Source organism: Actinomadura sp. B10D3 (genome assembly GCF_039871695.1).
Classification (GTDB): domain Bacteria; phylum Actinomycetota; class Actinomycetes; order Streptosporangiales; family Streptosporangiaceae; genus Spirillospora; species Spirillospora madurae.
Window position 1 is genome coordinate 215418 of sequence record NZ_JBDPLY010000013.1, and the last position, 9158, is coordinate 224575.

At 72.8% G+C, this 9158-nt stretch carries 8 protein-coding genes and 1 pseudogene; 2 read left to right on the plus strand and 7 right to left on the minus strand.

Going from position 1 to position 9158, the window contains the following annotated elements:
* Positions 1 to 12: 12 nt before the first annotated feature.
* Together ABGB11_RS21290 and ABGB11_RS21295 are read right to left on the minus strand one after the other, a co-directional pair.
* Entirely contained in the window at positions 13 to 807 is a 795-nt protein-coding gene (locus ABGB11_RS21290) for a maleylpyruvate isomerase family mycothiol-dependent enzyme (protein WP_347635397.1), read from the minus strand.
* Between the two features lie 71 nt (positions 808 to 878).
* Complete coding sequence (locus tag ABGB11_RS21295; protein WP_347635399.1) at positions 879 to 1730, minus strand: SGNH/GDSL hydrolase family protein; 852 nt, start codon at positions 1728 to 1730, stop codon at positions 879 to 881.
* Positions 1731 to 1826: 96 nt separating this feature from the next.
* Between ABGB11_RS21295 and ABGB11_RS21300 the strand changes: the two genes are divergently transcribed.
* Positions 1827 to 3023 (plus strand): helix-turn-helix domain-containing protein, encoded by a 1197-nt coding sequence (locus ABGB11_RS21300; RefSeq protein WP_347635401.1) that lies wholly within the window; start codon positions 1827 to 1829, stop codon positions 3021 to 3023.
* Between the two features lie 7 nt (positions 3024 to 3030).
* Here the strand turns inward: ABGB11_RS21300 and ABGB11_RS21305 are convergent, their stop codons facing one another.
* The 3 genes from ABGB11_RS21305 to ABGB11_RS21315 all read right to left on the minus strand — a co-directional run bounded on the left by ABGB11_RS21305 (position 3031) and on the right by ABGB11_RS21315 (position 4757).
* The gene (locus ABGB11_RS21305; RefSeq protein ID WP_347635402.1) at positions 3031 to 3216 is read right to left on the minus strand and encodes a hypothetical protein; all 186 of its coding nucleotides are present in this window, start codon (positions 3214 to 3216) and stop codon (positions 3031 to 3033) included.
* 78 nt (positions 3217 to 3294) lie between these two features.
* A complete protein-coding gene (locus ABGB11_RS21310; protein ID WP_347635404.1) occupies positions 3295 to 4056 on the minus strand; it encodes a GPR1/FUN34/YaaH family transporter in 762 nt (253 codons plus the stop codon).
* 284 nt (positions 4057 to 4340) lie between these two features.
* Positions 4341 to 4757 carry an STAS domain-containing protein gene (locus ABGB11_RS21315; RefSeq protein WP_347635406.1) on the minus strand — a complete coding sequence of 139 codons (417 nt, stop codon included), beginning with the start codon at positions 4755 to 4757 and terminating at the stop codon, positions 4341 to 4343.
* A gap of 99 nt (positions 4758 to 4856) precedes the next feature.
* On the opposite strand from ABGB11_RS21315, the gene ABGB11_RS21320 reads away from it, so the two are divergent.
* Positions 4857 to 5102: a DUF2630 family protein gene (locus ABGB11_RS21320; protein WP_347635408.1), complete on the plus strand. Its 246-nt coding sequence runs from the start codon at positions 4857 to 4859 to the stop codon at positions 5100 to 5102.
* Positions 5103 to 5128: 26 nt separating this feature from the next.
* Here ABGB11_RS21320 and ABGB11_RS21325 read toward each other — a convergent pair whose 3' ends face one another.
* A complete protein-coding gene (locus ABGB11_RS21325) occupies positions 5129 to 6814 on the minus strand; it encodes an L-lactate permease (RefSeq protein WP_347635410.1) in 1686 nt (561 codons plus the stop codon).
* A gap of 82 nt (positions 6815 to 6896) precedes the next feature.
* Positions 6897 to 9068: pseudogene (locus ABGB11_RS21330) on the minus strand (xanthine dehydrogenase family protein molybdopterin-binding subunit); the annotation flags it as partial.
* Between the last annotated feature and the right edge of the window lie 90 nt (positions 9069 to 9158).

Below are 9158 nucleotides of genomic sequence, written 5' to 3' on the forward strand. Positions count from 1 at the left end.
CGGGCCGCCCGGTCAGGGGGTGATGGCCATGGCCGCGAGGACGCGGGCGGCCAGGTCGCCGTCGCCCTTCGTCTCGACCGTGACGGCATCGGGGCCGCAGCGGCCCGCGGTCAGGCGGACGTAGGTCTCCCAGTCCATCACCAGCTCCGCGGTGGGCGATTCGGGATCGGACCGGTGGCCGCGGCCGTCCTCGTCCACCGTGACCGCGGCGCGGAAGTCGGGCGGGCCGGTGATCGCGAAGCGCACGGACCGGCCGGGGCCGGCCTTCGCGCGGCGGGCGACGATGAGCGGCAGGCCGCGGCTCATCAGCTCCCAGAAGCAGTGCGCCGCCGGGCCGTCCAGGTTGCCGGGGCGGCCGACCGCGCGGCGGATGTCCTGCTCGTGGGTCCAGCAGTCCATGGCGCGGAACTTCATGAGCCGCGAGTACGGACCCTCCCTGCCGTCCGGGCACATGACGATCGCGTCGGGGTCCTGGCCGGGCAGCTGGGCCAGGCGGCGCTCCAGGACGTCCGCCAGCTCCGCCGCCACGTCCGGCCCGGGGACGGGGCGCCGCGCGTGCACCGCGATCTCCAGGTACCGGCCGAAGTCGTTGCGGACGTGTTCGAACTCGGGAAGCTCGACCTCGGGGGCGGGATCCCCGAGGAGGTCGTGCTCCACCCCGGCGAGGTGGGCGAACTGGTCCTTGACCGTCCAGCCGGGGCATTCGGTCGGCCGGTCCCAGTCGGCCTCGCCCAGCGTGCCCGCGAGCGCGAGGGCCGAGCGGATCGTCTGCTCGAAGGCGGCGGTGTTGGCCTGCATCTCGGTCATGTCAGCCTCCATCTGCCCGTCGAGCTTAGAGCCGTCCCGGCCGGGGCGCCCGACCGGGACGGCCGGTGGGCTCAGGCGTCGAGGGCGCCGTCGATCACCGTCGCGTAGGCGGCCTCGCCCCGGGCGTTCGGGTGGAGCGGGGCGGCGGCGTTGAGCGGCACGTAGCCCTCGATCCAGCGCTGGGACGCCGACCGGCAGGCGTCGTGCCCGGCGCTGGGGGCGACGAGGTCGATGTAGGTGGCGCCATGGGCGGTGGTCTCCCGGCGGATGACATCGTTCATGGCGTTGACGGCGCCCTGCAGGAAGTTGGCGTCCACGGGCAGGACGGGCTGGACGGGCCAGCAGCCGTCCTTCTTGATGTAGAGGCCGTAGCCGGTGACGACGACGCGGGCCTGCGGGGAGCGGGCGCGGATGCCGTCCAGGACGGCGGCGAGCCGGGGGCCGAGGTCGCGGGTGCGCTGGGCGACCTGCTCCTCGAACTCGCCCTTGCACGGGGTGGCGGTCGGGTCGAGGTTGATGCAGTCCTCGGCGACCCCGACGAGGCCGACGTCGTTGCCGCCGATGGTGAGGGTGACCAGCGTGGTGGACGGGCGGAGCGCGTCGAGCTGGGGCGGGACGGTGCCGGTGTCGACTCCGCCGACGCTGGTGCTCTGCGGGGCGGTCATGTGCGTGGTCTTCGCGCCGCTGCACGTGACGTCGCGGAGGGAGGCGCCGAGCTTGGCGGCCAGCTCGTGCGGGTAGTTGCGGGTGGAGCGCCCGCATCCGATCGGACCGGTGATGTCGGGGATGAGCGGCCCGGAGGCCATCGAGTCGCCGAGGGCGACGTACTCCACGGTCGCCGCCTGGGCGGGCGCCGCGACCGCGCCGAGGGCGGCCCCGGCCAGGGCGATCGCGCCGACCATGCCGTTGAACAGACGCTTCATGGTGACTCCCGGCGTCATGGACGATGTCGCCGTGATCGTCCAGAATCTGGACACACCGTTCAATTGGCGTGAAAACAGACTCTTCCGGGAGCCGTTGTGACGCGGGACAACCTGCCGCCGCTGTGCATGGCCGGCCGGCCGATGGCGGCCCATCTGCGGGCTCGCGCGCCGCGGCTGACCCGCCGCGTGGTCGCGCGGCTGCTCGCCGAGCTGCCCGTCTACGCGGAGCTGCCGCAGGAGGAGGTCGCCGGGGACGTCGCCGGGATCGTCCAGCACAGCCTGCGGCAGTTCGCGGACGTGCTGGAACGGCGCCGGCCCGCCGAGCCCGGCGAGTTCGCCCGCCAGCGCGACTCGGCGGCGCTGCGGGCCGAGGAGGGCGTGCCGCTGGACGCGATCCTCGCCGCGTACCAGATCGGCGCGGCGATGGCGTGGGACGAGCTGACCGCCGGCGCCGAGCCGGCCGACCTGCCCGCCTTCCAGGAGGCGCTCGGCTACTTCCTCGACTTCCAGCGGCTGCTGGTCTCAGCCGTCAGCGCGGCCTACCTGGAGGTGCGGCAGATCCTGGACAGCCAGGAGCACGGCGGCCGGCACGCGTTGATGACCGCGCTCCTGGACGGGGACACCACCGGCCACCGCCCGGCGCCCCGCTACGCCGTCCTGACGCTCGCGTTCGCCCCGCACCCGGACGAGCTGGCCGCGGGGCGGCGCGGCCGGATCGCGGCCCGCCGCAAGATCCGCCGCGTCCGCACCGTCCTGGACGACGTCGCCGACGAGCCCGCCCTCACCGCGCTGGACGCCTCGGGCGGCACGGCGCTGCTCCCCTTCTCCGCCGGTGAGGACGTCCTGCACGACCTGGTCGCGGCGGCGGCGAAGGCGGCCGGGATCGACGTCACGGCGGCGGCGGAGATCACCGGCCCCGCCGGAGTCCCCGCGGCCGTCACCCGCACCTCGGAGATCATGGAACTGGTGCGCCGCGCGGGCCGCCCGCCCGGCCTGTACCGGCTCGCCGACGTCCTGCTGGACTACCAGCTCAGCCGCCCGAGCGGTGCCCTGCCCGCGCTCGCCGCGCTGCTGGCGCCGCTGGACAGCAAGCCCGACCTGCTACGCACCCTGGAGCACTACCTGGCCTGCGACCTGGACCGCCGGGCGACCGGTGCGGCCCTGCACGTCCACCCGAACACGGTGGCCTACCGGGTCCGCCGCATCAGCGCCCTCACGGGCCTCGACCCGTCGTGCCCCGGGGACCTGCGTCTGCTGCACGCGGCGCTCGTCGCCCGCCGCTCGGTGACCTGACCGCCGGTCAGGCGTGGTCGGTGCGGAGGTGGTAGGTGTAGGTGGCCAGTTCGAGGTGCGGCTCGTGGCAGCGCTCGCAGGCCCATACGCCGCTGGGAACGGTGAAGCCGCGCGCGGCGGCGTCGTCGCGCGCGCAGAGCAGGTTGTAGATCTGGACGAGGCTCCGCCACGTCCGCCGGATCGCCGATGACATTCCCGCTCCCCCCGGAGCCGTACGTTCGTAGTCGGCCCAGGATATGGCAACGGGAATGTCAAGGCGAAACGCCGAGGTTCACTGACCGATCTTGACCCCGGGCTGGCCCTGCCGGTACTGCAGCGGGCGGGCGCCTCCGCGGCCGCGGGCCTCGGCCGCGCCGCGCACCCGGAACAGCGGCAGGATCGTCCGTCCGAAGGTGTTCTCCATCATCATCGCGGCCGCCGCGTACAGGGCCAGGACCGCCGTGACGACGAACAGCCAGCCGCCGACGTCCGATGCCCAGTCCGACGGGGCCCAGAAGCCTCCGGCGGTGAAGCCCGCCGCGGCCGCCAGGCAGGTGAGGAGCAGCGCCACCACCAGGTTCTCGGCCAGCGCGGCGAGCGCGCACAGCCCGGTGATCGCCGCGAGGGCGATGTACCAGAACGCGAAGCCCTCGCTCGGGTTCCCGGGGACCGGTGCGAGGGCCGCGGGGAAGGCGCCCACGCTCACCAGCGCGAACAGCAGGCCCCAGGCCGTCCAGAACGCGCCCCACATGCCGTGTATCGCGGTGGCGATCCCGTCGCGCGCCCGGTAGGCCCACATGCCCGCCAGGATCTGGGCGATGCCGGCGAAGATCACCAGCGGCCACAGGATCAGCGGGGTGAGGGGGCCGCCGTACCACTCGGCCTCCCAGGCTCCGACCATCATCGTCGCCGTCGCGAGCCCGAACAGCCCGAGGATGGACGGCGCCGCGATGGGCTGCAGGAAGATGCGGGTCCGGTCCTCCCAGAACGCGTGCTCGCCGGGTTCGTCCACGCCCCGGCCGGGTGCGGCCGTGGCGGCGCCGGGAGTCGCCATGCCCCCCGCCTGGCCCGACATGCCCTGACCTGACATGCCCTGACCCGACATGCCCTGACCTGACGTGCCCTGGCCGGCCATGCCCCGGCCGGTGTGCTCGTCAGGCGCCGGCGGAGCGGCACGCTCTTTACGCCTTGCCATGAGATCCCCCTGTGGAATTCGGAGAGCTGTAAATGCGTCCCTAACCGGGGTATTGGCGGCCAAACAGTCAGACATTCACCTTTTCCCGGGGCGAACGGGGACATTTACGGAGAATTCGAACCGAGATGGGGATCCGATGACCATCAGCGCCGGGGACGGCAGTGGATCTGCAGGCCGGGGGACGTGTGCCAGCCGATCATCGCGAAGAGCCGGTCGATGTGCGGCGAGACCGCGTGCAGGACGAGCAGCCGGCCGTGCTCGTCCAGGTCGCGGGCGGCCTTGGTGAAGGCGCGCAGGCCGGCGACGTCCACGAACTCCACGGCCGTCAGATCGACGTGCAGGTCACCGGGCATGCGGGCCTGGGCCGCGTGCAGGGCGTGCCCGACGTCGGGGGCGTTGGAGACGTCGATCTCCCCGGACATCTGGAGCCGGGTCGACGCCGACGCGGCCGCGATGCGCAGCAGCGCCGTGTCGTGCTCGACGATGTCGTAGCGGGGCGCCGCCGCCCGCGCTCCGGAGTCGAGGCCGCCCTCGCCGTCGGTGATCCGCCAGACCGTCATCCGCTCCTCGCCCTCGACGGGGCGCCGCTACCGTGCGCGGCCCCGTATATGCCAGGCTCTCACCTGTCGGCACCTTCTGAACCCAACCGGGCGGATTTCATGGACGAGAAGGCGATTCTGGAACGTATCAACGAGTTCATCGAGGAGGAGCACACCCTCCGGCAGGCCCACGAGCGCGCCGAGACGAGCAACGACGACGCGCAGCGGCGGCTGCGGCAGCTGGAGGTCGCGCTGGACCAGTGCTGGGACCTCCTGCGGCAGCGGCGGGCCCGCATCGCGGCGGGGCAGAACCCCGACGACGCCGAGGTCCGCCCCGCCGCGGAGGTCGAGAACTACCGCCAGTAGCCCCCCGAGACCCGCCTCCCGCGTCCCTACGGCACCATCCAGCCGAGCACGCCGGTCGACTGCAGGCCCGACAGCAGGCACATGCCGGCGAGGAACAGCAGGCTCCAGAGGACGACGCGGCGGAAGATGTCCCCCTCGCGCCCGTCCAGGCCCACGGCGGCGGCGGCGATGGCGAGGTTCTGCGGGGACACCATCTTGCCGAGGACGCCGCCGGAGCTGTTGGTCGCGGCCATCAGCACCGTCGACAGGTCGGCCTTGTTCGCGGCCGTGACCTGCAGGGCGCCGAACAGCGAGTTCGACGAGGTGTCCGACCCGGTGACGGCCGTGCCGAGCCAGCCGAGGATCGGCGACAGCAGCGCGAACCCGGCGCCCGCCCCGGCCATCCAGGTGCCGAGCGTGACCGTCTGCCCGGAGGCGTTCATCACGAACGCCAGGGCGAGCACGGCCATCACCGTGACGATCGCCCACCTGAGCTGGACGAGGGTCGTCCAGTAGGCGCGCAGCGCCTTGCCGAAGCCGATCCCGAGGGCGGCCATGCTGATCAGCCCGGCGACGAGCATCTGCGTGCCGGGCGTCGTCAGGTAGTTGAAGTTGAAGGTGGGCAGGGTCAGCGGCTTGCCGGTCGGGCCGACGAGGTCCAGGCCGGGCCAGGAGAACGTCCGCGTGGCCTTGTCCAGGAGGTCCTTGACCTGGTCGATCTGGCAGACGACGAAGACCGCGATGATGATCGCGTAGGGAGCGTAGGCGCGGGCGACCTCGGCGCGCGAGTCCCTGGTCTGCGAGACATCGGCGCCGCCCTCGACGCGGGCGGCGAACTCGGGGGTGGGCTCGTCGGCGGCCCCGCCGGCGACGGGCGCGGGCTGCGTGGGCGCCGCGGAGGGCCGCAGCCGGACGACCAGCACGACCGCGGCGGCCGAGACCAGCGACGCCACGACGTCGGCGAGCGGCACCGAGATGAAGTTCGCGGTGACGTACTGCGCGACCCCGAACGCGGCGCCGCAGAGCAGGGCGGTGGGCCAGGTCTCGCGGAAGCCGCGCCGCCCGTCCACGATGTACACGAGCACGAGCGGGACGAACACGGCGAGGATGGGGGTCTGCCGCCCGACCATGGCGCCGAGCGTGTCGCTGGACTCGCCGGTGACCTTGCCGAGCGTGAGGATCGGCGTCGCCATCGCGCCGAACGCGACCGGCGCGGTGTTGGCGGTGAGGGCGAGGACGGCGGCCTTGATCGGCTGGAAGCCCAGCGCGATCAGCATGACCGAGGTGACCGCGACGGGCGTGCCGAACCCGGCGAGCGCTTCCAGCAGCGCGCCGAACGAGAACGCGATCAGCACGGCCTGGAGCCGGCTGTCGTCGCTGACCTGCGCGAACGACCGGCGGAGCACGTCGAAGTGCCCGGTCGTCACGGTCATGTTGTAGACCCAGAGGGCGTTGATGACGATCCACAGGATCGGGTAGAAGCCGAACGCGGCGCCTTCGGTCGCGGCGAGGAACGCCTGGTCGGCGGGCATCCCGTACGTCCAGACGGCGACCACGAGCGAGACGGCGAGGGCGATGAGGGACGCCAGCCATGCGCGCATGCGGACGCCGCCGAGCAGGACGAACAGCACGGCCAGCGGCAGCGCGGCGACCAGTGAACTCCAGCCGAGCGAGTCGGCGACGGGATCGAGGACCTGCTGGTACACGGCGATCACCTCGCGGGTAGGGAGCACGCCCCCGAGCAGAGTGATCGATACCCATCCGCATGACGCGGATCACCTTGATAGTGAACTTTTCACAGAGTCGGAGGTCGTGCAGGAGCCGGGCCGGGGTGATGGGCAGGTCGCGGACGCGGATCCCGGTCGCGTGGTGGACCGCGTTGCCGATGGCCGCGGCGGCCCCGACGATGCCGATCTCGCCGATGCCCTTGGAGCCCATCGGGTTCAGGTGCGGGTCGGACTCCTCCACCCACACCGCGTCGATGTCGCGCACGTCGGCGCAGGCCGGGACGTGGTACTGCGCGAGGTCGCGGTTCAGGTAGTCGCCGAACTCGGCGTCCATGACGCTCTCCTCCATCAGCGCCATGCCGAGCCCCATCGTCATGCCGCCGATGAACTGGGAGCGCGCGGTCGTGGGGTTGATGATCCGGCCGGCGGCGAACACGCCGAGCATGCGGCGGACGCGGATCTCGCCGGTGTCGGCGTCCACCTCCACCTCGGCGAACTGCGCGCCGAACGCGTGCCGGGCGTAGGCGTCCCGCGCCTTCAGCTCCGCGGTCGTGTCGGCCGACGCCTCGATCCCCTCTGGTGGAACCTCGCCATGTTCCCCGTGGGGGGACGACCCCCCACGCCCCCCGGCAACCCCACCGTGTTCCCTGTGGGGGGACGACCCCCCACGCCCCCCGGCAACCCCACCGTTGAGCTCGTCTCTAAGGGCCTCGCAGGCGCGGACGACGGCCGTCCCCCAACCGGCCGTACCGGCGGATCCGCCGGCGACGGACGCCCTGGGGAGCGAGCTGTCACCGATCTCGATCCGCACGTCGCCGAGGTCCGCCTTGAGCGTCTCCGCGGCGATCAGGGCGAGCGCGGTCCGGGCGCCGGTGCCGATGTCGGCGGCGGCGATCCGCACGGTGAACGTCCCGTCGGGCTCGGCGCGGGCCGTCGCCCGGTTGGGGCGCTGGTACGCCGGATAGGTGGACGCGGCCACGCCCGTGCCGACCAGCGTGCGGCCCTCCCACCGGACGCCCGGCCGCGGGTCGCGTCCGGCCCACCCGAAGCGGGCGGCGCCCTCCCGCAGGCAGGCGACGAGGTTGCGCGAGCTGAACGGCAGGCCGCTCTCCGGCTCGCGGTCGGGCTCGTTGCGGATCCGCAGCTCGACGGGGTCGACGCCCGCCGCGGCGGCCAGCTCGTCCATCGCCGATTCGAGCGCGTACATGCCGGGCGTCTCGCCCGGGGCGCGCATCCAGGACGGCGTCGGGACGTCCAGCTTGACCACGCGGTGGGTCGTGCGGCGGTGCGGGGCCTGGTACATGACGCGGGTCGGCGTCGTGGTCTGCTCCGCGAACTCCTTGACCGTGGACGTCTGCTCCACGGCGTCGTGGATGATCGCGTTCAGGCGTCCCTCGCCGTCGGCGCCGAGCCTGACGCGCTGGATGGTCGGCGTCCGGTAGCCGGTGGTGGCGAACATCTGCTGGCGCGGGACGGCGAACTTCACGGGACGGTTCGCCGCACGAGCGGCCATGACGGCGAGGACGGCGTTCGGCCGCGGCAGGCCCTTGGAGCCGAACCCGCCGCCGACGTGGGGCGACACGACGCGCACCTGTTCCGGGTCGAGCCCGAAGATCTTGGCGATGGTGGCCTGGACGGTCGACGCCCCCTGGTTCGAGTCGTGGAGCGTGAGGGTGCCGTCGTCGTTCCACTGGGCGATCGTGGTGTGCGGCTCCATCGGGTTGTTGTGCTCGGCCGGGGTCGTGTAGGTGACGTCGATCTGCACGGCCGCGTCCCTGAAGGCGTCCTCGGGGTCGCCCTGCTCGGTGTCCGCCGGGAAGACGGGGTTGACCTTGTCGGGCTTGTAGAGCCCGGGATGGCCGGTGCGGAGGGTGACGTCCGGGTCCTCCTCCGCGTACTCCACGTGGACGAGGCGTGCCGCCTCCCTGGCGGTCTCGAGGGTCTCGGCGACCACGGCCGCGACGAACTGGCCGCGGTAGGAGACCGTCCGCGACTGGAAGAGGGCCAGCTCACCGTCGGAGACATCGGCGAGCTTGGGCGCGTTCTCGCAGGACAGCACGGCGAGCACACCGGGCAGCCTCTGCGCGGCCTCCGTGTCGACGGACGTGACCCTGCCCTTGCCCGCACTCGCCTGAACGGCGGCCGCGTACGCGACGTTCTCCACCGGATACTCGAACGCGTACCACGCCGTCCCGGTGACCTTCTCGCGGCCTTCCAGCCGGTCGGTCACTAGGGCACCCTCTTTCTTGCGGGCACCGATACGGTGCGCGTTGTTGGGACTCGGCGGGAGCCGGGGTGACGGTCTTGGTCGGTCGCCACGAGATGGCCTTCATGACACCACCGCCCCCGG

Bases quoted from the DNA above. Each gene is read 5' to 3' on its own strand.
- ABGB11_RS21290 (WP_347635397.1), bottom strand. From the start codon at position 807: ATGACCGAGATGCAGGCCAACACCGCCGCCTTCGAGCAGACGATCCGC.
- ABGB11_RS21295 (WP_347635399.1), bottom strand. From the start codon at position 1,730: ATGAAGCGTCTGTTCAACGGCATGGTCGGCGCGATCGCCCTGGCCGGG.
- ABGB11_RS21305 (WP_347635402.1), bottom strand. From the start codon at position 3,216: ATGTCATCGGCGATCCGGCGGACGTGGCGGAGCCTCGTCCAGATCTAC.
- ABGB11_RS21310 (WP_347635404.1), bottom strand. From the start codon at position 4,056: ATGGCGACTCCCGGCGCCGCCACGGCCGCACCCGGCCGGGGCGTGGAC.
- ABGB11_RS21315 (WP_347635406.1), bottom strand. From the start codon at position 4,757: ATGACGGTCTGGCGGATCACCGACGGCGAGGGCGGCCTCGACTCCGGA.
- ABGB11_RS21320 (WP_347635408.1), top strand. From the start codon at position 4,857: ATGGACGAGAAGGCGATTCTGGAACGTATCAACGAGTTCATCGAGGAG.